Source organism: Streptomyces sp. NPDC057950, from assembly GCF_042887295.1.
In the GTDB taxonomy this organism is placed as follows: Bacteria; Actinomycetota; Actinomycetes; order Streptomycetales; family Streptomycetaceae; genus Streptomyces; species Streptomyces kaempferi.
In genome coordinates this window covers 346,824-371,325 of the sequence record NZ_JBHVPP010000004.1, presented here as the reverse complement: position 1 = coordinate 371,325, position 24,502 = coordinate 346,824, and the positions used below count along the sequence as shown (strand labels likewise).

General features: G+C 72.2%; 15 protein-coding genes. 7 read left to right on the top strand and 8 right to left on the bottom strand.

The features are described from left to right. Positions 1–13 precede the first annotated feature (13 nt). The 7 genes from ACFVTC_RS10555 to ACFVTC_RS10525 all read right to left on the bottom strand — a co-directional run bounded on the left by ACFVTC_RS10555 (position 14) and on the right by ACFVTC_RS10525 (position 14,677). A complete protein-coding gene (locus ACFVTC_RS10555; RefSeq protein WP_390126127.1) occupies positions 14–2,257 on the bottom strand; it encodes a CDP-glycerol glycerophosphotransferase family protein in 2,244 nt (747 codons plus the stop codon). Position 2,258: 1 nt separating this feature from the next. Beyond that, positions 2,259–4,448, bottom strand: a complete 2,190-nt coding sequence (locus ACFVTC_RS10550; RefSeq protein ID WP_390126125.1) for a CDP-glycerol glycerophosphotransferase family protein — start codon at positions 4,446–4,448, stop codon at positions 2,259–2,261. Between the two features lie 141 nt (positions 4,449–4,589). Further along, entirely contained in the window at positions 4,590–6,857 is a 2,268-nt protein-coding gene (locus tag ACFVTC_RS10545; RefSeq protein WP_390126123.1) for a CDP-glycerol glycerophosphotransferase family protein, read from the bottom strand. 149 nt (positions 6,858–7,006) lie between these two features. Further along, entirely contained in the window at positions 7,007–7,918 is a 912-nt protein-coding gene (locus ACFVTC_RS10540; protein WP_390126121.1) for a carbohydrate ABC transporter permease, read from the bottom strand. Next, entirely contained in the window at positions 7,915–9,258 is a 1,344-nt protein-coding gene (locus tag ACFVTC_RS10535) for a carbohydrate ABC transporter permease (RefSeq protein ID WP_390126119.1), read from the bottom strand. Before ACFVTC_RS10535 ends, ACFVTC_RS10540 begins: the two co-directional genes overlap by 4 nt. A 7-nt stretch (positions 9,259–9,265) precedes the next feature. Continuing rightward, on the bottom strand, positions 9,266–10,672 hold the full coding sequence (locus ACFVTC_RS10530; RefSeq protein WP_390126117.1) for an ABC transporter substrate-binding protein: 1,407 nt from the start codon (positions 10,670–10,672) through the stop codon (positions 9,266–9,268). 480 nt (positions 10,673–11,152) lie between these two features. Beyond that, a complete protein-coding gene (locus tag ACFVTC_RS10525; protein WP_390126115.1) occupies positions 11,153–14,677 on the bottom strand; it encodes an FHA domain-containing protein in 3,525 nt (1,174 codons plus the stop codon). A gap of 490 nt (positions 14,678–15,167) precedes the next feature. Here ACFVTC_RS10525 and ACFVTC_RS10520 point away from each other — a divergent pair, with 490 nt between their 5' ends. From ACFVTC_RS10520 to ACFVTC_RS10505, 4 genes are all read left to right on the top strand, one after another. Then, positions 15,168–16,901, top strand: coding sequence for a serine/threonine-protein kinase (locus ACFVTC_RS10520; RefSeq protein ID WP_390126112.1), 1,734 nt, complete (start codon positions 15,168–15,170; stop codon positions 16,899–16,901). Positions 16,902–17,050: 149 nt separating this feature from the next. Next, positions 17,051–18,286, top strand: a complete 1,236-nt coding sequence (locus ACFVTC_RS10515; RefSeq protein WP_390126111.1) for a serine/threonine-protein kinase — start codon at positions 17,051–17,053, stop codon at positions 18,284–18,286. A 716-nt stretch (positions 18,287–19,002) separates the two neighbouring features. Continuing rightward, positions 19,003–20,109, top strand: coding sequence for a peptide chain release factor 2 (gene prfB, locus ACFVTC_RS10510; RefSeq protein ID WP_168528393.1), 1,107 nt, complete (start codon positions 19,003–19,005; stop codon positions 20,107–20,109). Positions 20,110–20,425: 316 nt separating this feature from the next. Next, positions 20,426–20,995 carry a hypothetical protein gene (locus ACFVTC_RS10505; protein ID WP_390126108.1) on the top strand — a complete coding sequence of 190 codons (570 nt, stop codon included), beginning with the start codon at positions 20,426–20,428 and terminating at the stop codon, positions 20,993–20,995. 130 nt (positions 20,996–21,125) lie between these two features. On the opposite strand, the gene ACFVTC_RS10500 is transcribed toward ACFVTC_RS10505, so the two are convergent. Further along, positions 21,126–21,317, bottom strand: a complete 192-nt coding sequence (locus tag ACFVTC_RS10500; RefSeq protein ID WP_095854342.1) for a hypothetical protein — start codon at positions 21,315–21,317, stop codon at positions 21,126–21,128. Between the two features lie 251 nt (positions 21,318–21,568). Here ACFVTC_RS10500 and ftsE point away from each other — a divergent pair, with 251 nt between their 5' ends. From ftsE to ACFVTC_RS10485, 3 genes are all read left to right on the top strand, one after another. Next, positions 21,569–22,258, top strand: coding sequence for a cell division ATP-binding protein FtsE (gene ftsE / locus ACFVTC_RS10495; RefSeq protein ID WP_148008662.1), 690 nt, complete (start codon positions 21,569–21,571; stop codon positions 22,256–22,258). A 31-nt stretch (positions 22,259–22,289) separates the two neighbouring features. Beyond that, the gene (gene ftsX / locus ACFVTC_RS10490; RefSeq protein WP_390126106.1) at positions 22,290–23,207 is read left to right on the top strand and encodes a permease-like cell division protein FtsX; all 918 of its coding nucleotides are present in this window, start codon (positions 22,290–22,292) and stop codon (positions 23,205–23,207) included. A 67-nt stretch (positions 23,208–23,274) separates the two neighbouring features. Then, positions 23,275–24,441 (top strand): S41 family peptidase, encoded by a 1,167-nt coding sequence (locus ACFVTC_RS10485; protein WP_390126104.1) that lies wholly within the window; start codon positions 23,275–23,277, stop codon positions 24,439–24,441. Positions 24,442–24,502: the final 61 nt, after the last annotated feature.

Below are 24,502 nucleotides of genomic sequence, written 5' to 3'. Positions count from 1 at the left end.
GCCACCGGGGTGCTCACGACGAGGTGAGGACGTCGTGCTCCGCCTGCGCGGGCACCTGGACGGAGGGCGCCGGTCCCTCGACGTGCTCACCGAGCATCAGCGTCCGTACCACCCGCTCGGCGGCCCGCCCGTCGTCGAACGCGCAGAACCGGGCCCGGAATCCGGCACGCAGCCGCGCCGACTCCGCGTCCCGCCACGCCCCGGACGCGAACAGCCGCGCCAGCTCCTCGTAGGAGCGGGTCACATGACCCGGTGCGTCGGCCGTGATGTCGAAGTACGCGCCCCGGCTCGCCGCGTACGCGCCCCAGTCGTCGGCGTGCACCACGATCGGCCGGTCCAGGTTGGCGTAGTCGAACAGGAGGGCCGAGTAGTCCGTGACCAGTACGTCGGAGGCGAGCATCAGCTCCTCGACGTGCGGCTCGTCCGTCGCGTCGACCACGACGCCGCGCCGGTGCAGCTCGGACAGGCCCGCCCCGCGCGCCGGACCGTCCACGAGCGAGGGATGCAGACGGACGACGAGGGTGTGGCCCTCGCCGAGGTCGTCGGCGAACCGGGCGAGATCGACACGGTCGAGGTGGCCGCCCCTGACGTAGTCGCGGCGCGTCGGCGCGTACAGCACCACCCGGTGGCCGGCCGGGATGCCGAGACGCGCCCGGACCCGCAGTCCGTCCTCGGGCCGCGCCCGCACGAGAAGGTCGTTGCGGGGGCTGCCCGTGCGCAGCGAGGTGAAATGGCAGGGGTAGGCGCGGTCCCAGACCAGCTCGGAGTGGCGGTTGGCGACCAGGCTGTAGTCCCAGCGGTCCGCGCGGCGCAGCATCTGCGGCACGTCGAAGCCGTGCCGTGCACCGGGCTTGCCCAGCAGGTCCGCGCCCATGTACTTCAGCGGTGTGCCCTGGTGGGTGTGGATGTGGACGCTGCCCTCGCGCTTGACCAGGGAGCCGGGCCAGTTGACGTTGTTGACGAAGTACGTCGCCCGCGCGGTCACCCGGCGGTAGTCGAGCGAGTCCGGTGTGACGTGCTCGACGCCGGGCGGCAGCAGCGCCACCTGGTCCGCCCGTACCACCCACACCCCCCGGATGTGCGGGGCGAGTTCACGGGCCGCGCGGTAGACGGCACCCGGGTCGCCGAGCACCCCGCGGTGCGAGAACGCCGAGTACACCGCCAGGCCGGGGTCCAGCGGCCGGAGTCCGTGCGCCGCGGACCAGCCGCGCTTGCTCCGGGTGACCGCGGCCGAGCGCACCTGCTGCCCGCGCCGGACCAGCTCCCCGCCGGCGCGGGCCGCCTGCCGACGGGCCCGGTATCGCGTGTAACCGCCCAGCAGGACACGGAGTTCGGGTGGCACGGGGCCGCTGCGGTGCTCGCGGAAGAGCGCGGCCGTCCGCGCGAAGAACTCGCCCTTGTCGGAGGCGGGCAGCCGGTCCGGCTTGGCGAGGATGTCGAGACAGTGCTCGCCCATCTTGCGGTGCAGATACGGGCGCCAGCGCGCCAGTTCCGGACGGGAGTCCACGAACGCGAAGACCCGCTCGTACTGGTCGTGGATGTCGAAGTGCTTGCGGCTGGTGGTGGACAGGATGTTGCCCTGGCGCCGCTGCCGGTAGTTCAGACAGATCCGGTCGAGCGTGGCGATCCGGTCGGCGCTGAGCATGACCGGGAAGGTCCAGGGCGTGTCCTCGTAGTAGCCGGGTGGGAAGGTGAAGCCCTCCCGCTCGACGAACTCGCGGCGGTAGACCTTGTTCCACACCACCATCAGCAGGTCGAGGATCTCCGGGCGCTCGACGGCGCGGAAGGTGCCGTCCCCGGCCTCGGAGAGCAGATGCGCGAGGACGTTGCGGCGGGTCCCGCCCCACCAGTAGGTGCGCGCGTAGTCGAACACGAGCACATCGGGCCCGGTGGGGCCGTCGGGGCCGTCGGGGCCGTCAGGGGCGGCGGTCTCGTCGAGGCGGTCGGCGACGGCGCGCAGGGCGCCCGGTGTGAGCGTGTCGTCGCTGTCCAGGAAGAGGAGGAACTCCCCGCCGGCGAACGGCATTCCGGCGTTGCGGGCGCGGCCGAGCCCCACGTTGCGCGGCAGGTGCAGCACCCGCACGCGCGGGTCGCGGGCCGCGTACTCGTCGAGGATCGCGCCGCAGCCGTCCGGCGAGCAGTCGTCGACGGCGATCACCTCGAGATCCGTGTACGACTGGTCCAGGACCGAGTCGAGGCACTCGCGCAGAAAGCCCTGCACCCTGAAGACGGGGACGATGATGCTGAAGCGGGGCACGTCAGCTCCTTACGAGGGTGGACGCGGCGGGGGCCGGAGGCCGCTCGGCGAGCGGGATCACCGGGGGGATCGCCTCGGGCGGCTGGCCCAGCAGCACTCTGCGGACGACCCGTTCGGCGGCCTGCCCGTCGTCGAACGAGCAGAACCGCTCACGGAATCCGGCCCGCAGGGCCCGCGAGGAGTCGTCCGCGTAGGAGCCGTCGCGGAACACCCGCGCGAGTTCCCCGGGGGTACGGGCCACCGGCCCCGGCGGCGCCTGGAGCAGGTCGAAGTAGACGCCCCGCGTCTCCTGGTACACCTCCCAGTCGTCCGCGTACACGACGATGGGACGGTCGAGGTTGGCGTAGTCGAACATGATCGACGAGTAGTCCGTGATCAGCGCGTCGGCGGCCAGACAGACGTCCTCCGAGGAGCGGTGCCGGGTCACGTCGATGATCCGGCCGCTGCCCGCGCGGCCGCCCTCGTCGTAGAAGTAGTGGGCGCGCAGCAGCACGACGAAGGAGTCGCCGATCTCCTCGCAGAACGCCTCCAGGTCCAGCCGGGACTCGAAACCCGTGCTGTGGTCCCGGTGCGTCGGCGCGTACAGCAGGGCCGTCCTGCCCTCGGGCACGCCCAGTCGCGCGCGCACCCGGGCGACGTCCTCGGCGGTCGCCGTGCAGTAGACGTCGTTGCGCGGATAGCCGTACTCCAGGGCCTCGTACGTGCCCGGGAACGCCCGCTCCCACATCTCCGTGGAGTGCCGGTTGGAGGAGAGGTTGTAGTCCCAGCGGTCCACCCGGGTCAGCAGCTTGGTGAAACTGCCGGTCGCCGCGGCCACCACCGGGTACGTCGACTGGTCGACGCCCATCTTCTTCAGCGGGGTGCCGTGCTGGGTCTGCAGATGCACACTGCCGGGGCGCTTGACGACGCCGTCCGCGAAATTGGCGTTGTTGATCAGGTACTTGGCGCGGGCCAGCACCTCCCAGGAGCGGGCGCTGCCGATCACCGCGTGGTCCACGCCCGCGGGCAGCCCGTCCACCGCATCCGCCTCGACGAGGAACACCCCCCGGATGTGCGGGGCGAGTTCACGGGCCTTGGCGTGGATCGCGGCCGGGTTGCAGGCGTAGCCGCGCCCCCAGTAGGCGCAGTACACCGCGAGGTTCTCGTCCAGCGGGCGGCGCAGTTGCGCCGCGTACCGCGTACGGGTGCGCAGCAGCCGGGGACGCGGCACTTTGCCCCAGACCCTCGGCAGCCGCCGGCTGGCGCCGCGCAGCGCGCGGAACGCGCTGTACGCACCGGCCGCCAGCAGCCGGTGCTGCACCCCGACCCGGCCCGCCGGGGGCCTGAACCCGGCCGGGCGGTGCAGACGGTAGAGCCTGCCCGCACGGCGGAAGAAGGCCCGGCGCCGGCTCAGGGGAAGCCGCCTGGGATGCGCCGCCGATTTCAGCACCGCCGTGAAGAGGTCGCCGAACAGCGCCCTCGACCGCTCCTCGGACAGCCCCTGTGCGGCGGCCCGCGCGAGCACCAGGCCGACCTGGTCGAGCAGGTGGAACTGGTGCTCGCCCGGCTCGTTCAGCCGGCTGCCCTGCCGGCGCAGCAGATGGCGTACGAGGACGGAGCGCAGCACCGCCATCCGTTCGGCGGCGAGATTCACCAGACCGCCCCAGCCCAGGTCCGTGAAGTGCCCCTGGGGAAAGGAGAGATCCCGCTCGCGCAGGAAGTCCCGCCGGTAGGCCGCGCTCCAGGCCGGCAGCAGCACACCGGTCAGCCGCGGTGCCCGGCCGGGCGTGAAGACCCCCTCGGGTGTCCTCGGGAGCGGGGGCGTGCTGGTCTCGACGTCCCACCAGTGGACCCGCTCGTGCGCGAAGTACAGGACGTCGGGCTCCTCGCGCAGCCCGCCCTCCAGGGTCCCCAGCGCGCCCGGCACCAGGACGTCGTCACCGTCCAGGAAGAGCAGATACGTGCCGGCCGCCGCCCCGATCCCGGTGTTGCGCGCCGCGCTCAGCCCGTCCGACGGCGGCGAGTGCACCGGGACGACCCGGGAGTCGCGCGCGGCATACCCGGCGACCACCTCGGCCGCCGGGGAGTCCGGCGTGTCGCAGACCGTGATCAGCTCGAAGTCGCCGAAGGACTGGCCGAGGACCGAGTCCAGTGCGAGGGCAAGCCGCCCGGCGACTCCATGGGTGGGGACGATGATGCTGAAGCGGGGCATTCTGCTCTTTCTCTCACAGGGAGCCGAGGTCTCGGGGGGTGCTGAGGCGGGTTGTCATCGCTTCGGCCGGCCGGCCGGACGCCAGGTGGCGGGCCGGGACGGCGTGGGCCGGGAGGGGCTGGAGGGCATGCCTGCTCCGGTTCAGAGGATCTCGGTGACGTGGGAGGGAGAACCGGGCGCGGGCACCGTGGCGAGGGGCGGCACCGGCCGGGTCCGGGCGGCCGACGCGACCGGGTGGCGCTCGGCGAGCGGGAGGGCCCGCGGCAGCCCGCCGCTCTCGCCCAGCACGACATGGCGCACCACCCGCTCGGCGGCGGACCCGTCCTCGTACGGGCAGAAACGCTCGCGGAACGTGGCCCGCAGCCGCGCCGAACGGGAGCCGCTCCAGTGTCCGCCCGCGAAGATGTCGATCAGCTCGTCCTCGCTGCCCGCGACCTCGCCCGGCGGGAAGGCGCGCACGTCGAAGTAGGTGCCGCGGGATGCCTCGTACGCCTCCCAGTCGTCCGCGTGGATCACGATCGGCCGGTCGAGGACCGCGTAGTCGAACATCAGGGACGAGTAGTCGGTGACCAGCGCGTCCGAGGCGAGACAGAGGGACTCGACGCTCGGGTGGTCGGAGACGTCGATGAGCCGGCTCCCGGGGACGGCGGTGAGGGGACCCGTGTACGCGTGGTGGGCGCGGGTCAGCACGACGAAGCGCGGGCCGAGCCGGCGCAGGACGCGCTCCAGGTCGAGGGTGAGGCGCTGGGTGAGCCGGTAGTCGCGGTACGTCGGCGCGTACAGGACCGCGACCGTGCCCGCGGGGATGCCCAGGGACTCGCGCAGCCGCGCCACGTCGGCCGGAGTCGCCCGCTGGAAGACGTCGTTGCGGGGCAGGCCGTACTCCAGCGTGGTGAAGGCGGCCGGGAAGACGCGCTCCCAGACCAGGGTGGAGTGGCGGTTGCCGGACAGGCAGTAGTCCCACTTGTCGGCGCTGCGCAGCAGTTCGGCGAAGTCCGTGCCGCGGGCGGCGGCCGGACGGTCCTGCAGATCGAGACCCATGTGCTTGAGCGGGGTCCCGTGCTGGGTCTGGATCATGATCTGGCCGCGCCGCTTGACCAGCCTGCGGTCGAAGTTGACGTTGTTGACCAGGTACTTGGAGCGGGCCAGCGCGGTCCAGTACCCGGCCGAGCCGGGCCGCAGCCGGTGCGTCGCCGGCGGGATCGTGTGGTGGTGCTCGGGGTGCGCGATCCACGCGGTGCGGATGTGCGGCGCGAGGTCGCGGAACGCGGACTCCAGGGCGCCGGGGTTGCAGCCGTGACCGCGCCCCCAGTAGCTGGAGAAGACGGCGCGGTCGGCGCGCAGCGGGAGGCGGAGCTGCACGCGGTAGTGGAACTGGAGCGCCGCTCCGCGGGCCCCGCGGAGCAGCTCCTTGGTGCGGCGCAGCGTCTTCTTGTGGACGCGTGAGGCCAGCGACAGCAGCCGGTACGTACGGTGGTTGCCGAGCCGGACCAGGGCGTGCCGGACACGGGTGCGCAGGGGGACCGGGACGCCCGGCGCGCGGTGGCGGCGGTAGTGGGCGCGGGCCGCGCGCAGGAACTCGGCGCGGGTGCCGCGCGGCAGCCGGCCCCGTTTGGTGAACACCGTCGAGAGGTGGTCGACCATGCGGCGGAACAGGACCGGGCGCCAGTGCTCCAGCTCCGAGTGCGCGTCGAGGTGCGCGAAGACCCGGTCGTACTGGGCGAAGATGTCGAAGTGCTTGCGGCTGCTGGTGCCGAGGATGTTGCCCTGGCGGCGCTGGCGGTAGTGAACACAGACCCGGTCGAGGGTCGCGATCGTCTCGGCGGAGGTCAGCACCGGGTACGTCCACGGCGTGTCCTCGTAGTACCCGGGCGGGAAGGTGAAGCCCGCGCGTTCGACGAACTCCCGCCGGTACGCCTTGTTCCACACCACCATCAGGACCTTGAGCAGCCCCGGCCGGTCGTCGAGCCGGAAGGGCGCCGGGCCCTCCTCGGTGAGGTGCGCCGCGAACTGGTTGCGGACCGCCTCGCCCGACCAGTAGGTGCGCGCGTAGTCGTAGACCAGGACGTCCGGTTCGCCGGTCTCCTTCAGGCGGTCGGCGATGGCGTGCAGCGCGTCCGGTGTGAGGGTGTCGTCGCCGTCCAGGAAGACCAGATAGTCGCCGGTGGCCTGTGCGAGCCCCGCGTTGCGGGCGTGTCCCAGGCCCACGTTCCGCGGCAGGCGCACCGGGCGGACACGGGCGTCACGCTCGGCGAACTCTTCGATGATCGCGCCGCAGGCGTCGGGCGAACAGTCGTCGACGGCGATCAGTTCGAGGTCCGGAAAAGACTGCTCCAGCACGGATTCGAGGCATTCGTGCAGGTACGCCTGAACCTTGTACGCGGGGACGATGACACTGAACCTGGGCAACGGACATCCATGGGTCGGCGCGGGCATACTGCCCGGCAACGGCCGAAGGGGTGACTTGGTTACGCCAGATGTGGCATATGGGGGACCCCGGGTGAACGCAGAGGGGCGAACCGGTGTCCGGTCCGCCCCTCGACCCGCCCGTCGTACCGCTACTTGACGGCGCCCGCCATCACGCCGGACACGAACTGCCGCTGGAACGCGAAGAACACGGCCAGCGGGATCACCATCGAGATGAAGGCGCCCGGTGCCAGCACATCGATGTTGTTGCCGAACTGGCGCACCTGGGTCTGCAGGGCGACCGTGATCGGCTGGCTGCCCGAGTCGGAGAACACCAGCGCGACCAGCATGTCGTTCCACACCCACAGGAACTGGAAGATGCCCAGCGAGGCGATCGCGGGACCGCCGAGCGGCATCACGACCCGTACGAACAGGCGCAGTTCACCCGCACCGTCCAGTCGGGCCGCCTCCAGCAGCTCGCGCGGGATCTCCGCGAAGAAGTTCCGCAGCAGGAACACCGCGAAGGGCAGGCCGAAGCCCACGTGGAAGAGGATCACCCCGAAGATCGTGCCGAAGATGCCGATCTTCCCGAAGAGTTCGGCGATCGGGATCAGCGCCACCTGCACGGGGACGACCAGCAGGCCGACCGTGCCGAGGAACCACCAGTCGCGGCCCGGGAACTCCATCCAGGCGAAGGCGTAGCCCGCGAGCGAGCCGATCACCACGACCAGGAGGGTCGCCGGAACCGTGATCAGCACCGTGTTCAGCAGCGAGTTGGTGATGTCGCCGTTCTCCAGGAGCTTCTGGTAGCTGTCCACGGTGAGCTGCGACGGCTCACTGAACACCTTCCACCAGCCGGACGCGCTCATGTCCTCCGGCCTGCGCAGCGAGGACAGCAGCAGCCCGATGGTCGGCACCAGCCAGAACAGGCCGACGAGCAGCAGGAAGACGCGTACGATCCCGCCGCTGACGCCGCTCGCGAGGCGGGAGCCGAGCGAGGTCCTGGTCTTCTCCCGGGCGGTGACGGGCGTGGTCTCGGTGACCGTGCCGGCGTGTGTGGTCATCGCCGTACCTCCCGCCGGAGCCGTCGGATGTTGAACAGCATCACCGGGATCACGAGCAGCAGCAGGAACACCGCGATGGCGCTCGCTATGCCCGGCTGGTCCTCGGAGAAGCCCTTGCGGTACAGCTCCAGGGCCAGCACGTTGGCGTCGTCCTGGGAGGAGCCCGGCGCGATGATGAAGACCAGGTCGAAGACCTTCAGGACGTTGATCATCAGGGTGACGGCGACGACCGCGAGCACCGGCGCGAGCAGCGGCACCGTGACCCTTCTGAAGACCTGCCACTCGTTCGCGCCGTCGACCCGGGCGGCCTCCAGCAGCTCCCGCGGCAGGCCCGCGAGCCCCGCCGCGATCAGCACCATCGCGAAACCGGCCCACATCCAGATGTACGAGCCGATGATCGCCGGGGTGACCAGGGACGGGCCGAGCCAGTCGAGACCGTTGTACGGCTCCTTGAAGTTGCTCGCGGGCAGCCGGAGCAGGGCCCCGTCGGCCTGGGCCGGCAGCGTGAACGTGCCGTTGTCGCGCACCTTCGTGGAGGCGACCACCTTGCCGTCCTTGACGGCCTCGACCTTCATACCGGCGTAGCCCAGCTCGCTCGGATCGGCCTGCCCGAGCCTGCCGACGCCCTCGCCGCGGGTGAAGTCCTGCCAGGCCGTCCCGGTGACCTTGCCCGGCTCGACGGCGGCCTGTACGGCCTTCTTCGCGCTGCCGGGCATCTGGTCGGGGGCGACACCGACGAGCGGCAGTGCGACGGACTGCCCCGCCCGTACAGCCTGGCCGGTGACGAACCCGCCCTTCTCCGGCCGGAGTGGCGACTGCCGTCCCGGGTGGGCCTTCGGGAACGCGGACGACTCCGCGAACGTGTCGTGCACCCCGACCCAGACCGCGTTCGCCACCCCCTTGTCCGGGTCCTGGTCGTACACCAGCCGGAAGATGATCCCCGCGGCGAGCATCGAGATCGCCATCGGCATGAAGACGACCAGCTTGAACGCCGTGCCCCAGCGCACCCGTTCGGTGAGCACCGCGAAGACGAGACCGAGCGCGGTCGCGGTGGTGGGCGCGAACACGACCCAGATGACGTTGTTCTTGAGCGCCGTGCGAATGCCGTCGTCCGTGAACAGCGCCTTGTAGTTGTCGAATCCGGCGAAACCGTCACCGGACTGGTTGAGGAAGCTGCGGACCAGCGAGTACCCGATCGGGTAGACCACGAGCGCGCCGAGCAGCACGAGGCAGGGCAGCAGGAACAGCACTGCCACGGTCCTGCGCGTACCGGTCACGCTCTTGCGCCGTGTCGCCGCGGGAGGGGTCGGGCCGACCCCTCCCGCCGTTGCCGACGTCATCGCCGGATCAGCCCTTGTACGCCGCGGCCGCGTCGGCCTCCAGTTTCGCCTGCGTCCCCGCCACGTCCTTGGGGTTCTTCAGGAAGTCCTGCAGGTCCTTCCACTCGCCCTTGCCGGGCGTACCGCCGAAGGACTGCGGGGCCTGGTCGGACATGTCGAAGCGGAAGTCGTCACCGGCGGCGATCAGGGCCTTCGCCATCGACTGCTGCACGGCGTTCGGGTACGCGGAGTTCGCCACGCTCTTGTTGGGGGAGAGATAGCCGCCGAGCTTCGCCTGGATGGTCGCCGCGTCCGGGGAGGCCAGGAAGGTGACCAGTGCCTGGGCCGCCTTGGAGTCCTTCAGGACGACGGCCGCGTCACCACCGCTGACCACGGGCGCCTTGTCGCCCACCGCGGGGAACGGGAACACCTTCGCGTCCGTGCCGATCTTCGCCTTCGTCTCCGCGATGTTGACGCCCACGAAGTCGCCCTCGAAGACCATGCCGGCCTTCGGCTGGTCGCCGCCGGTGAACGTCTGCGTCACCGAGGCCGGGAACTCCGTCTGCAGCGCGCCGTCCGGGCCGCCCGCGACGTAGTTCTTGTTGCCCCACAACTGGGCGAGCGTGGTCAGGGCGTCCTTCACGGACGGGTCCGTCCACTTGATCTTGTGCTGGGCGAGCTGGTCGTACTTCTCCGGACCGGCCTGGGAGAGATAGACGTTCTCGAACCAGTCGGTGAGGGTCCAGCCGTCCGCGCCTCCCACGGAGACGGGGGTGACCCCGGAGTCGTAGACGGTCTGGGCGGTGGAGAGGAAGTCCTTCCAGGTGGCGGGCTCCTTCGCCCCCGCGTTCTCGAAGACCTTCGTGTTGTACCAGACCAGCGACTTGTTGGCCGCCTTGTAGTACACGGCGTACTGCTTGCCGTCGACCTTGCCGAGGTCCTGCCAGCCCTGCGAGTAGTTCTTGGCGAGCTGGGCCTGGGCCTCGGCGCCGACCGGCTTGGCCCACTTCTTCTCGACGGCCTGCTTGATGGCGCCGACCTGGGGGAGCAGCGCGACGTCCGGCGGCGCGCCGCCCGCGATCTTCGAACCGAGGAAGTTGATGATCGGGTCCTGTGCGGGGACGAAGGTGACCTTCGCTCCGGTGCGCTTCTCGAACTCCGCCAGCACCTTCTTGAAGTTGGCCTGTTCGGGCCCCGTCCACACGGCGGCGACCTCCAGGCTCGCGCCGTCGAGCTTGGGCAGACTGACACTTCCGCCGCTGCCCGCCGTGTCACCGGTGCTGGCACCGCTCTTGCCGTCGTCGCTCTTCTTGCCGTCGCCACCGCCGCATGCGGTGAGGGTGAGTGCGCCGGCGATGACGGCGGCTGCGGCGGCCTGTGCGGCCCTGTGCGTCGAGTGGGTGGGCGAGCTGTCTGTACGAAGCGATCTGCGCATTACTGCCCCGTTCCTCGTTCGTCGTCGAACGTGCGGCGCTGTCCCGTGCGGTCTGGTCTACGCCCGGGGCCTTAAGGGCGGCAAGAGCGCCTACGGTGTCAAGTGAGCGATCGTGATTGGGTCGTGACGTGGCATGCCGGCCTGGCCGGCCCGGGTGGGTGGTTCTCCGGATGCGGGTGGGTGGGGGCTGGTCGCGCAGTTCCCCGCGCCCCTTGGGGGTGGCCGGCGGCCGCTGTCCCGGCCCGGCCCGTACCTGGGGGCTCCGCCCCCGGGCGCCTGCACGGCACTGCTCGGCGCAGGCCCGCCTACTCAGTCCACCCGGCGTTCGAGGACGAGCCCTTCGGGCGATGCGGGGGTCCAGGGGGCGCAGCCCCTTGGCTGGGTCCGGGGCGAGCCCCGGGGACGACGGCGGTCCCCCCTGCTCGAGCGACGCCGAGAGCTTGGGGGAGGGCAGGAGCGGCGAGGGCGAGGGAAACGGGGTCAGAGGAGGGACGGAACCTCGGCGGCCGCCACCGACCTCGCCGCCCGCTCCAACGCACTGGCCAACAACGCCAGATCCGTCGGCCCGTTACCCAGCTCCCGTACGGGCCGCCGCGCCGGCGGATCCCCCATACGCTGCCACTCGAGGGGCACGACCGTCGGCCGCAGCGTCGCCGTCCGCGGAATGCGCCCCGTGACCCGCCCGGCCTGGAAGGGCGTGACCCGGCCGTCCGGGGTGAACAACCGCCCACGTCCGGGGGCGGGTTCGTCGGCCCCGGGTGACACCGGGTCCAGGGCGACACGGAGCCCCGCGGAACGCCCCGGCTCACTGGCCGCCGCCCGTCCGTCGTCCGAGGCGGCCGCCACGAGATGGACACCGAGCCGGTCGCCCTCACGTGCCACGGCTTCCAGGGCGCGTACGACCGAACCGGCCGCCGGCCGGCCCGGCGACCCCAGCGCGGGGGAGAGCAGCGCGTCCAGGTCGTCGACCACGACGACGAGACGGGCGAGCGGCGGCCCGGGTTCGGCACGCGCGCGTGTGGCCGCCGGCCGCAGCCGCAGCGTCGAACTGGGCGGGGTGTCCAGATCGGCGGCACCGGAGGACGCGTCCGACGGCGCCCCGGGGGACGGCCGGGCCGCTCGCTGGCCGACGAACCGGCCCGACACCTCCCGGTGGGTGTGCCACTCCGCGAAGCCGAGCCGCCCGAGAAGCTCGGCCCGCCGCTTCAGCTCGGCGCTCAGCGACTGGGCGAACTCCCGCATCCGCACAGGGTCGTTGGCGGTGAGATGGGTGGTGACGTGAGGGAGGTCCGTACAGACCCGCAGCCCCTCGCCGCCCTGCGCCGCGCCGGGGCCGCCGGTGCTGTCCCGGCCGTCCACCAGCACGATGCCGAGCCGGTCGGGCCGCTCCGCGGCGGCCAGGGACGCGGCGATCGAACGGAGCAGCTCCGTACGCCCGCTGCCCGGCGGGCCCTCGATCAGCAGATGGGGGCCCTCGGCGGGGAGGTCCACACCCAGCGGCCCGCGCGGGCCGGCGCCCAGGACCGCCCGTCCGCGCCCGCCGAGCGACTCCGTGTCATCGGCCGCGTCCGCCCAACGCGCCAGCAGTGAGGCGGGGGTGGCGCGGGCCAGTCCCAGTTCGTCCAGCAGACGGGCGATCTGGGGGAGCGGAGCGGACACGCGCGGGTGCCGGTCGCCGTGCGCGCCGTCCGTGCGCAGGGGCGCCAGGGCGCGGGCGAAGCGCTCGGCCCAGGCCCGGGACACCGCGTCCACGGTGGCGACCGTGCCGTGCCCGACGGGGGCGCCGGACGCGACCCGCATGAGCCGCAGCGCCGTGGCCACGTCCCCGCTGAGCAGCGCGACGGTCCCGCACTCCCGGAACGCCGGTGACGCCGAACAGGCCGCCTCGTACGTCTTCGTCACCGGGGACGCGGGGGACGCCGCCGCGGTCTCGGCGAGGCAGAGCACGTGGATGCCCGCGCGGGGCCCCTCGTGCGCCAGCCGCAGCACGGCCTCCCGCACGTCGGCCCCTCCGGGGTCCCCGTCGACGACGACCAGCGTGTACGGCCCGTCGAAGTCCCGCTCCGGGCCCCGGGTCCCGCCCTTGTCCGCCGGGTCCTCGTCCCGCGCCCAGGACGGGCGCCGTCCGGCGGCCCGGGTGTCCAGCGGGATGTGGTCGGCCTCGTCGTACGGCCGGGGGCGGGCGCCGGGGTCGGTGGTGCCGGCGCCCCGGGAGTGCGTGGCGTGACCGCCGTCCGCTTCCGTCAGGTGGTCCTCGAGGCGGCGCAGCAGTTCGTCCGTGCGGGCGGTCGCCTGTTCGCGGTCGTAGGCGAGGAGCAGGCGGCAGTCCTGGCCGTGGGTCGGGCGCAGATGGGGGAGCCAGCCGAGCCAGGCCCATTGCGCGGTGCGCTCCTCGACCGGGCGGGAGCGGTCCGTGCTGAGCAGGACGATCTCCAGGGTGCCCGGCGAGTGCAGCGCCGCGAGCTGTGCGACCACCGAGCGGGCCAGCCCCGCGAGGCGCGCCCGCGGTCCCGCCAGGCCCAGCGCGCCGGCCTCCCGCAGGCCGGCCGTGACCGGCACCGCGGGCAGCAGCCCCGAACCGTGGGGCGTCGCCCGGTCGGCCGTCCCGAGCCGTACCGTCAGCGCCTCCGGGTGTCCCGGGCCGCGTTCCCACAGCCGCGATCCCGGTCCGAGCGCGGTGAGCAGCAGCGTCGCGGGGTCGGGCCAGCTCTCCGGCACCTGTGCCGTGCCGCCGTCCGCCGTGGACCCGGCGGCGTGGTTCTCGCCGTGCTCCCCGTACGCACCGTGTTCCCCGTACTCGGCGTGCTCCCCGTACCCGTACGGGTCCTGTCCGGTGTCCGTGGGCTCGCCCCGGCTTCCGGTCAGGCGGCGCGCCCAGGCCCCGAGGCCGCCGCGCCTGCGCTCACCCGGCGGCAGGTCGGTGCCCCGCGGGGGAGTGCCTTTCCTGGTGCTTTGATCAGGGTCGGCCGGGGACCGCGCGAGGTCCCCGGCGGACGTGGTGCCCGGACCGGACGGCTCCGGCCACCTGCTCTCGATCCCGGGCGCCCTGCCCTGTTCCGGTACGACGGGGGGCACGGCGGAGGGCGCGGGCGAGGTGGCGGGCGAGGCGGAAGGGGCGGCGTGCGAGGCGGAAGGGGCGGCGTGCGGCACGGCCCGGCCGTGCGTGCGTGTTCCGGTGACGTCCTCGGTGGCCTCCCACCGCGTCGATCCGTAGGCGTGACGGGTGTCGTCGCGGGGCGGCTCTGCGGCGTCCGGGGTACGGGCCCGGGGCACGGACGCGACGCGGGCGGACACCGGATCAGGGCGGGCGCCCGTACCGGCGGTGGTGGAGACCCGGACGTGTCCCTCCCCGTCGGGTGCCGTCCCCACGGAGCCCGGTCCGCCGGGTGGGGCCAGCCGCAGGGCGGACTCGCCCACGCGCAGCAGCGCGCCCGGCGGGAAGCCGACCGGGCGGGTGGTGACGCGGGCGCCGTCCAGCGTCGTACCGTTCGTCGATCCCAGGTCGGCCACCGTGACGCGGCCCTCGGGAGAGACCGTGACCGCGCAGTGCAGACGGGAGACGTCGGGGTCGTCCAGCGGGACGTCCGCCTCGGCGGAACGGCCGATGTGGATCCGGCCGCCGTGCAGCAGGTGCACGCCGCCCGCGTCGGGGCCCGCGACGACGTGGAGCTGGGCCGCGTCCTCGTCGACGTCCGGACCGGGTTCCGTGGGGGCGCCCAGCGACAGCACCGCGCCGTCGGTCAGCGGCGGCTCGCCCAGCGTGCAGCGCTGCCCGTCGAGCCGCTCGGCGCCCGCGTACAGCACGACCGGACCACCGCCGGGCTCCCGGCTCCGCTCGGACGGGCCGGCGCTCCCTTCCCCGCCGACCGCCGAGGCCAGACCCGACGCCACCGCCGCCAGCGCCGTCCCGGCGGGGGCGGTGACCAGCACATCGCAGGCCGTGGCACGCCCCCGCGGCTCCGAAGGCGGGCCCAGCGGGTCTACGACGGTCAGCCGGATCTGCATCGCCGTCAGGGGTCCCTTCCGCGCAGGCGCCCGCGACGAGGACGAGGCTGTGCTGCGGTCCCCCCACCGCAGATCCCCCCACCGCGCACGGACACGTCGGCCAGTACTGAAGGCATCCTCGCACCTGTCACTGACAACACGCCCGCCACCCGGGCAGAAGTGATCTTGATTGGTCGGCTCTGCCCGTAAAAGTGCCTGACCAGTGCCCGACCGGTGCCCGCTTGGGATCGGTCGCGGTATCCGTCACACCCCGTCGAAGGGGCCGAACGGCAACCAACCGTCGCGAGTGAGCGTCTTTCCGTCGAACATGTACGGGAACGCCTGCGTAAGCGTTTATACGAACCACAGGCGCTCACGGGAAGCAGACCAGGACGACAGTCCGGTGCCGGGCAGCTCGGCATTACAGTTGGGCGGAACCGCCGCAGCGGAAGTCACGCAGAAGCGACAACGGCGGACGGACCAGGCAAGCAAGCAACAGGGAGCGCATGACGTGCGGCCGGTAGGGAGCAAGTACCTCCTTGAGGAGCCGCTGGGGCGCGGCGCCACAGGCACCGTCTGGCGAGCCCGCCAGCGGGAGACCGCGGGTGCCGAGGCGGCCGTCGCCGGCCAGCCCGGCGAGACCGTGGCGATCAAGGTCCTGAAGGAGGAGCTCGCCAACGACGCGGACGTCGTGATGCGCTTCCTGCGGGAGCGGTCCGTCCTGCTGCGGCTCACCCACCCGAACATCGTGCGGGTCCGCGACCTGGTCGTCGAGGGTGATCTGCTCGCGCTCGTCATGGACCTGGTCGAGGGGCCCGACCTGCACCACTACCTGCGCGAGAACGGCCCGTTCTCGCCGGTCGCCGCCGCCCTGCTCACCGCCCAGATCGCCGACGCGCTCGCCGCCAGCCACGCCGACGGTGTCGTGCACCGGGACCTGAAGCCCGCGAACGTCCTGCTCAAGCAGGACGGCGGCCAGATGCACCCGCTGCTCACCGACTTCGGCATCGCCCGGCTCGCCGACTCCCCGGGCCTGACCCGGACCCACGAGTTCGTCGGTACGCCCGCGTATGTCGCGCCCGAGTCCGCGGAGGGACGTCCGCAGACGTCCGCCGTCGACATCTACGGCGCGGGCATCCTGCTGTACGAGCTGGTCACCGGACGTCCGCCGTTCTCCGGCGGCTCCGCCCTCGAAGTGCTGCACCAGCACCTGAGCGCCGAGCCGCGCCGGCCCTCCACCGTGCCCGATCCGCTGTGGACGGTCATAGAACGCTGTCTGCGCAAGAACCCGGACCAGCGGCCCAGCGCCGAGAACCTCGCGCGCGGGCTGCGCGCCGTCGCCGAGGGCGTCGGCGTGCACGCCACCTCCGCGCAGATCGCCGCGGCGGACGGGGTCGGCGCGCTGCTCGCCCCCGACCCGGCACCGGCGCCGGTGCCCGGCACGCCGGGCGCGGCCGACCCCACCCAGGTGCTGCCGCACGGCGCTCCGGGGGCGTACGACCCGAACGGCGCGACCAGCGTCCTTCCGCACACGGGCGCCGCCGACCCGACCGCCGTCATGCCGCCGGTGCCGCAGAACCAGCCCGGCGCGGGGCCCGGCCGGCCGGAGGACCCGCATCCCTGGCAGAGCCAGCTGCGGGCCGCCCGCGACCGCAACGAGCAGACGCAGTTCCAGCAGTACGTCGACCCGGAGCAGGACCCGCTGCGCCGGCGTCCGCAGCGGCAGGTCGCACGACCGCAGCAGCGGCCCGAGCAGCAGCAGGGCCAGCAGCCGCCGCCCGGATACGGGTATCCGCAGCAGGGGCAGCAGCCCCAGCGGTACGCGCCTCAGCAGCCTCAGCACTACGGGCAACAGCAGCAGTACGGGCAGCAGCAACAGCAGCAGCAGTACGGGCAGCAGCAGCAACAGCAGTCCCGGCGGGCGCAGCGTCAGCAGCCACAGCCGCAGCCACAGCCGCAGCGGTACGCTCCCGCGCCGCAGCAGCCCGAGGCGCCCGCGCCGCGGCAGCCGCGCGAGCCGCGGCAGCGCAGTGCCAACCGGATGAGGATCCCGGGTCTTGGCTGCCTCAAGGGCTGCCTGTTCATGATCGTCATCCTGTTCGTCGGTGGATGGCTGGTCTGGGAGTTCAGTCCCCTGCAGGGCTGGATCGGCTCCACCAGGTCCTTCTGGGGCGAGCTGACGCACGGATACCACGCCGTCAGCGACTGGGTCGGGAATCTGGGCTCGGGCTCGTCAGGCAACTGACGGGCCGCGCCCGCGCACCTGACCGACGGTCGGTCCGCGGCCGACTCTGGGGACTTGTCGACATCTGGCGGGTGATTTCCGCCTCCGGAGTGAAGGTTGGCTCCTCGGACGCGTACTTTTAGCGGCAACACGCGTCGGTAGGAGCAGTCTTGGCACGGAAGATCGGGAGCCGCTACACCGCCCACCAGATCCTGGGGCGGGGCAGCGCCGGTACGGTGTGGCTGGGCGAGGGACCCGAGGGGCCCGTCGCCATCAAGCTGCTGCGCGAGGACCTCGCGTCCGACCAGGAGCTCGTGGGCCGCTTCGTACAGGAGCGCACGGCCCTGCTCGGTCTCGACCATCCCCATGTGGTCGCGGTGCGTGACCTCGTGGTGGACGGCAACGACCTCGCGCTCGTCATGGATCTCGTACGGGGTACGGACCTGCGCACCCGGCTTGACCGGGAACGCCGGCTGGCGCCGGAAGCCGCGGTCGCGATCGTGGCCGACGTCGCGGACGGCCTGGCGGCTGCGCACGCGGCCGGGGTGGTCCACCGGGACGTCAAGCCCGAGAACGTGCTCCTCGACATGCAGGGGCCGCTCGGTCCGGGTGGCGCGCACCCCGCGCTGCTGACCGACTTCGGTGTGGCCAAACTCATCGACTCGCCGCGGCGGACCCGGGCCACGAAGATCATCGGCACGCCGGACTATCTCGCGCCCGAGATCATCGAGGGACTGCCGCCGCGGGCCGCCGTCGACATCTACGCGCTGGCGACCGTCCTGTACGAGCTCCTGGCCGGGTTCACGCCCTTCGGGGGCGGACACCCGGGGGCGGTGCTGCGGCGGCACGTGACCGAGACGGTGGTGCCGCTGCCGGGGATCCCCGAGGAGCTGTGGCAGCTCCTCGTGCAGTGTCTGGCGAAGGCCCCGGCGTCGCGGCTGCGGGCGTCCGAGCTGGGAGCGCGGCTGCGGGAGCAGCTGCCGCTGCTGGCGGGGATGCCGCCGCTGGACGTGGACGAGCCGGACGGGGAACCGGCGGAGGAGACGTCCGAGGAGGCCGCGGAGCCGGTCGAGCCGACGTCACGGGTACGACGAGGGGCCGTGCCGCTGGTGCCGGGCGCCGCGCCGGACTCGAACCGGGACACGCACACGTCCATGCGGGTGCCGGGGCCGGACGAGCTGGCCGGCGGGGCGCGGGGCACGGCACGCGTGCCGCGGGCCGCGGGGGCGCCCCGGCCCGGATCGGCGCGGCATCGGGCCTCCGCACGGCGGCGCCGGATCACGCTGGGGGTGGCGGGAGTGGTGCTCGTCGCCGCGGTGGGGGTGGGGACGTGGCTTGCCACCTCGGGGGACGACGGGGGGGCGCAGCCGTCCGACACGAAGAATTCGGCGCCGGCCTCTCCCTGACGCGTCGGCTCCGCCCCGGACCCCGGCCGGTCGTGCACCCGGGGCTCCGCCACGGACGCCGGCCGGTCCCGTCCCCGGGGCTCCGCCCCGGACCCCGCCAAGGGGCTGCGCCCCCTGGACCCCCGCATCGCCCGAAGGGCTCGTCCTCAAACGCCGGACGGGCTGGAGATGCGGGCCTGCGCCGGAGGGTCGCGGACGGGCCCGAGGGGTGTGGGCCCGCGCCGGAGGGTCGCGGACGGGGTGGAGGTGCGGGCCTGTGCTGGATCGTTCCGGGCGGGCCGGAGATGCGGGCCCGCGCCGGAGGGTCGCGGACGGGTGGAGATGCGGGCCTGTGCTGGAGGGTCGTGGACGGGCCGGAGGGGTGTGGGCCCGCGCCGGAGGATCGCGGACGGGCCCGAGGGGTGTGGGCCCGCGCCGGAGGGACGCGGACGGGGTGGAGGTGCGGGCTTGTGCCGGAGGGTCGCGGACGGGCCGGAGATGCGGGCCCGCGCCGGAGGGTCGCGGACGGGCCCGACGGGTGAGGGCCCGCGCCGGAGATGAGGGCGTGGGCTGATGGTTCCGGCCGGGGGCATGGCTCTCAGCCCGTCCGGCGTCCGAGGACGAGGCCGTCCGGGCCGAAGCGGGGGTCCGGGGGGCGGCAGCCGCCGGGACGGGGGGCCGGGGGCGCGGTCCCCGGGGGTGGGAGCCCCGCTTGCCGCAGCCGTTACGCTGGAGGCGTGGCAGTCGTCGATGTATCCGAAGAGCTCAAGTCCCTCTCCTCGACCATGGAGTCGATCGAGGCCGTCCTGGACCTCGACAAGCTGAGGGCAGATGTCGCCGTGCTCGAGGAGCAGGCGGCCGCGCCGTCCCTGTGGGACGACCCGGACGAGGCGCAGAAGATCACCAGCAAGCTGAGCCACCTCCAGGCGGAGGTCAGGAAGGCCGAGGCGCTGCGCGGGCGTATCGACGATCTGAGCGTGCTCTTCGAGATGGCAGAGGAGGAGGACGACCCGGACACCCGTGCCGAGGCCGAGTCCGAGCTCACCGCCGTCAAGAAGGCGCTGGACGAGATGGAGGTGCGGACGCTGCTGTCGGGGGAGTACGACTCCCGCGAGGCCGTCGTCACCATCCGCGCCGAGGCCGGCGGCGTCGACGCCTCCGACTTCACCGAGCGGCTGCAGCGCATGTACCTGCGCTGGGCCGAGCGGCACGGGTACAAGACCGAGCTCTACGAGACCTCGTACGCGGAAGAGGCGGGCATCAAGTCCACCACCTTCGCCGTGCACGTGCCGTACGCCTACGGAACGCTCTCCGTGGAGCAGGGCACCCACCGGCTCGTGCGGATCTCGCCCTTCGACAACCAGGGACGCCGGCAGACGTCGTTCGCCGGTGTCGAGATCCTGCCCGTGGTCGAGCAGACCGATCACATCGAGATCGACGAGTCCGAGCTCCGGGTGGACGTCTACCGTTCCTCGGGCCCCGGCGGCCAGGGCGTCAACACCACCGACTCCGCGGTGCGACTGACCCACCTGCCGACCGGCATCGTCGTGTCGTGTCAGAACGAGCGGTCGCAGATCCAGAACAAGGCGAGCGCGATGAACGTCCTGCAGGCCAAGCTCCTCGAGCGGCGCCGCCAGGAGGAGCAGGCCAAGATGGACGCCCTCAAGGGTGACGGCGGCAACTCCTGGGGCAACCAGATGCGTTCGTACGTGCTGCACCCCTACCAGATGGTCAAGGACCTGCGGACGGACTTCGAAGTGGGCAACCCCGAGGCCGTGTTCAACGGTGAGATCGACGGGTTCCTCGAGGCCGGAATTCGCTGGCGCAAGCAGCAGGAGAAGTAGCAGGAGAAGTAGCACGGGGCCCCAGGGGCTCTTTGTCGACATGGCAACTGCCGCTCTTCGGGCGGCAGTTGCCTTTTGTATGGCGGTCCTCTGGGGCTTACGTCACAGTCACATGTCTTCATGGCGGTCAAATAGCGCCGATCCGGACATCGCGGCCGCAACGACCTTGACGCTGCTTTGAAAACTGGGAAGGGTGACGAGTGGCATGCGTATCTCTGGGGCGCATGTGAACCGGGGGGTCGAGCAAAGCCACCCTGTGACGCCGTGGCCCCGGGCGCTGCTCCATTGACGATCAGCTACTGGGGGTAGCAAGCAGATGACCAAGAAGACGCGGATTCGCGCGGCGCGGATAGCCGCCTGTGCGGTGATCGCCGCCGGTGCCTCGCTGACCGCCGCGGGTGCCGCTTCGGCCCTCGACATCAACGTCGGTGTCACGCTGGACGGCCCGACCCCGACGGCGAGCGACACGGGCATCCCGACCAGCCCGCCGCCCAGTGACTCGGCGCCGACCAGCCAGCCGCCCACCACACCGCCGCCCTCCGAGTCCGCTCCGGCCACCACCGAGCCGACCGACGGGCCCACGGACCCGACCGAGGAGCCGACCGAGCCCACCGACCCGACCGACGAGCCGACCGACGGGGCCGGTACGGGCGGCAACGACAGCAACCCCGACGGTGGCTCCAAGCCCGTCGAGCAGGGCAAGGGCTCCTCCGGTCTGACCGACACCGGCTCGGACACCTCCGCCCAGGGCAAGAGCGGCGAGCTGGCCGAGACGGGTGCCGCCGAGACCACGTTCCTGCTGGTCGGCGCCGCCACGATGATCGCCGGCGGTATCGGCTTCCGCCTGCTGCCGCGCCTCATGAGCGGCCGCGGCGCCGCTGCCTGACACGGGCCGGTGTGATACGCGACACCATCTTCGCGTGACGATGCGAAAAGGGCCCGGAGCGAGCTGCTCCGGGCTCTTCCCGTACGCCCTGGGTAGCTGTCCGTACGCCCTGGGTGGCCTCTCGCGGGTCCTACACCGTCTGGTGGGCCAGCAGCGCCACCGCCGCGATGAGCACGGCCAGCAGCGCTATCAGCGCCATCGGGTTCAGCCCGGCGAAGGGGCTCTCCTGCTGCAGCCGCTCCCGGTTCGCGCGGCAGACCGGGCAGCGACCCTCACTGACGGGCGCCGCGCAGTTCGCGCACACCAATCGGTCGTACGTCATGCGCTTGCCCTCCTTGCGCCGTCCTCCGCGAACATAACGCCGCGGGGAACGCAACCGTTCCCCTTCCACTGTGCCAGGTTCCGCGGAATTCGGCGCGGCTCGCCTTATCCTGCCCCGTCCGGACGCTTTCCAGCCCGTCAGATCCGTGACAAAACGTGCAAGCGTCGCGCAACCCTGGACGCCGACTGCGGACCCACACCCGGTTCGCGTATGGTCACGCACACCTACCCCCGGCGACCCGTGGTGCATCCGTGATCCGATTCGACAATGTCTCCAAGGTCTACCCCAAGCAGACCCACCCCGCTCTCAGGGACGTCTCCCTGGAGGTCGAGCGTGGTGAGTTCGTGTTCCTCGTGGGGTCCTCCGGCTCCGGCAAGTCCACCTTCCTGCGGCTGATCCTCCGCGAGGAGCGGTGCAGCCACGGTCAGGTGCACGTCCTGGGCAAGGACCTCGCGCGCATCTCCAACTGGAAGGTGCCGCAGATGCGGCGCCAGCTGGGGACCGTCTTCCAGGACTTCCGGCTGCTGCCGAACAAGACGGTCGCCGAGAACGTGGCCTTCGCCCAGGAGGTCATCGGCAAGTCCCGCGGCGAGATCCGCAAGTCCGTGCCCCAGGTGCTCGACCTCGTCGGGCTCGGCGGCAAGGAGGACCGCAGGCCCGGTGAGCTGTCCGGTGGTGAGCAGCAGCGTGTGGCCATCGCGAGAGCCTTCGTGAACCGGCCCAAGCTCCTCATCGCGGACGAGCCGACCGGCAACCTCGACCCGCAGACCTCCGTCGGCATCATGAAGCTGCTCGACCGCATCAACCGGACGGGCACGACTGTGGTGATGGCGACGCACGACCAGAACATCGTGGACCAGATGCGCAAGCGCGTCATCGAGCTGGAGAAGGGTCGTCTCGTCCGCGACCAGGCGCGCGGCGTCTACGGCTACCAGCACTGACGACGGTCCACGGAAAGGCTTACCAGACGCCATGCGCGCCCAGTTCGTTCTGTCGGAGATCGGTGTCGGTCTCCGTCGCAATCTGACGATGACCTTCGCGGTCGTCGTCTCGGTCGCCCTCTCCCTCGCCCTGTTCGGCGGTTCGCTCCTGATGAGCGACCAGGTGAGCACCATGAAGGGCTACTGGTACGACAAGGTCAACGTCTCGGTCTTCCTCTGCAACAAGAGCGACGCGGAGTCCGACCCCCACTGTGCCAAGGGGGCGGTGACCGCCGAGCAGAAGAAGCAGATCGAGAGCGACCTCGGCAAGATGACCGTCGTCCAGAAGGTGACGTACGAGTCCGCGGACGACGCCTACAAGCACTACAAGGAGCAGTTCGGCGACTCCCCACTGGCCAGTTCCCTGACGCCGGACCAGATGCAGGAGTCGTACCGCATCAAGCTCAAGGACCCGGAGAAGTACCAGGTCATCGCGACCGCCTTCGACGGGCGTGACGGCGTGCAGTCCGTGCAGGACCAGAAGGGCATCCTGGACAACCTCTTCGGGCTGCTCAACGGCATGAACTGGGCCGCGCGCGCGGTGATGGCGATGATGCTCGTCGTCGCCCTGATGCTGATCGTCAACACGGTGCGCGTCTCGGCGTTCAGCCGGCGCAGGGAGACCGGGATCATGCGCCTGGTCGGCGCTTCCGGGTTCTACATCCAGGCGCCGTTCATCATGGAGGCCGCGGTCGCCGGACTCATTGGCGGCGGTGTCGCCTGCGGATTCCTGGTGGTCGCGCGGTACTTCATCATCGATCACGGTCTGGCCCTGTCCGAGAAGCTGAACCTGATCAACTTCATCGGCTGGGACGCGGTGCTCACCAAGCTGCCGCTCATCCTGGCGACGAGCCTGCTGATGCCCGCGCTTGCCGCGTTCTTCGCGTTGCGCAAGTACCTGAAGGTGTGACGCATGCCAAGGGGGCCGTACTGCCAACCGGCGGTACGGCCCCTCGCGTTGTCCTAGACTCACCGCCATGTCAGGTCGTGACCTGTTCTGCCAGCCCCGCCGCGTCGGCCGCGGGGCTGCCCTGACATTGGTTTTCGCGAGCGTTCTGGTCGCCGGGGCGGCGACCGGGTCGTTCGGCGACCCCGACCGGAAATCCCCGCTCCCGTCGACGCGTTCGACGCCGGCCGCCCACCACAAGGACGTCGCCGCGGCGGCGGCCGAGGCGATGGCCGACGGCAAGTCGCCCATGGAGGCGGCCGAGCGGGCCGTCAGCCGCAGCGGCGACCGCTGGGGCGCGGTCTACTCCCAGGGCGACTACGAGGAGTTCGAGGAGGCCCTCGACGGCCAGTACACCGGTGTCGGGCTGTGGGCCCGGCGCGAGCGTGACGGCCGGATCGAGGTGACCCGGGTGCAGGGCGCATCACCCGCGGCGGCCGCCGGGATCCGGGTGGGCGACCGGCTGCGCAGCGTCGACGGCGAGGACGTCGACGGCAGGCCCGTCACCGAGGTGGTCTCCTTACTGCGCGGGGACGCGGACGACGCGGCCGCCGGTACGAAGGTCCGCCTCGGTCTGGAGCGCGGCACGCGCGCGTGGAGCGAGACCCTGCGCCGGGCCAGGCTGTCCACGGACTCCGTGACCGTGCGCAAGCTCCCCGGCGGTGCCACCGTGATCAAGGTCGCCGCCTTCACCAAGGGCGCGGGCGACGCCGTGCGCACCGCCGTCGAGCAGGCCCCCCGGCAGGCCGGGATCGTCCTCGACCTGCGTGGCAACTCCGGCGGACTGGTCACCGAGGCCGTCACGACGGCCTCCGCCTTCCTCGACGGCGGCCTCGTCGCCACGTACGACGTCAACGGTGACCAGCGCGCCCTGCACGCCGCGCCCGGCGGCGACACCACCAGACCCCTGGTCGCGCTCGTCGACGGTGGCACGATGAGCGCCGCCGAACTGCTCACCGGCGCCCTTCAGGACCGTGGCCGCGCGGTCGTGGTGGGAACCAGGACCTTCGGCAAGGGCTCGGTCCAGATGCCGAGCGCCCTCCCCGGCGGCTCCGTCGCCGAGCTGACCGTCGGGCACTACCGCACGCCCTCCGGGCACGGCGTCGACGGACGGGGCATCACCCCCGACCTGGAGGCCGACGCGGGCGCCCTGGAGCGCGCCGAGACCGTGCTCGGCGGTCTCGGCGACCCTTCGTAGTCGTCACCGCCGGGCGCCCCTGTAATCGGCTTTCCCCCGGGCCCCCCTGTAGTGCGAAAAT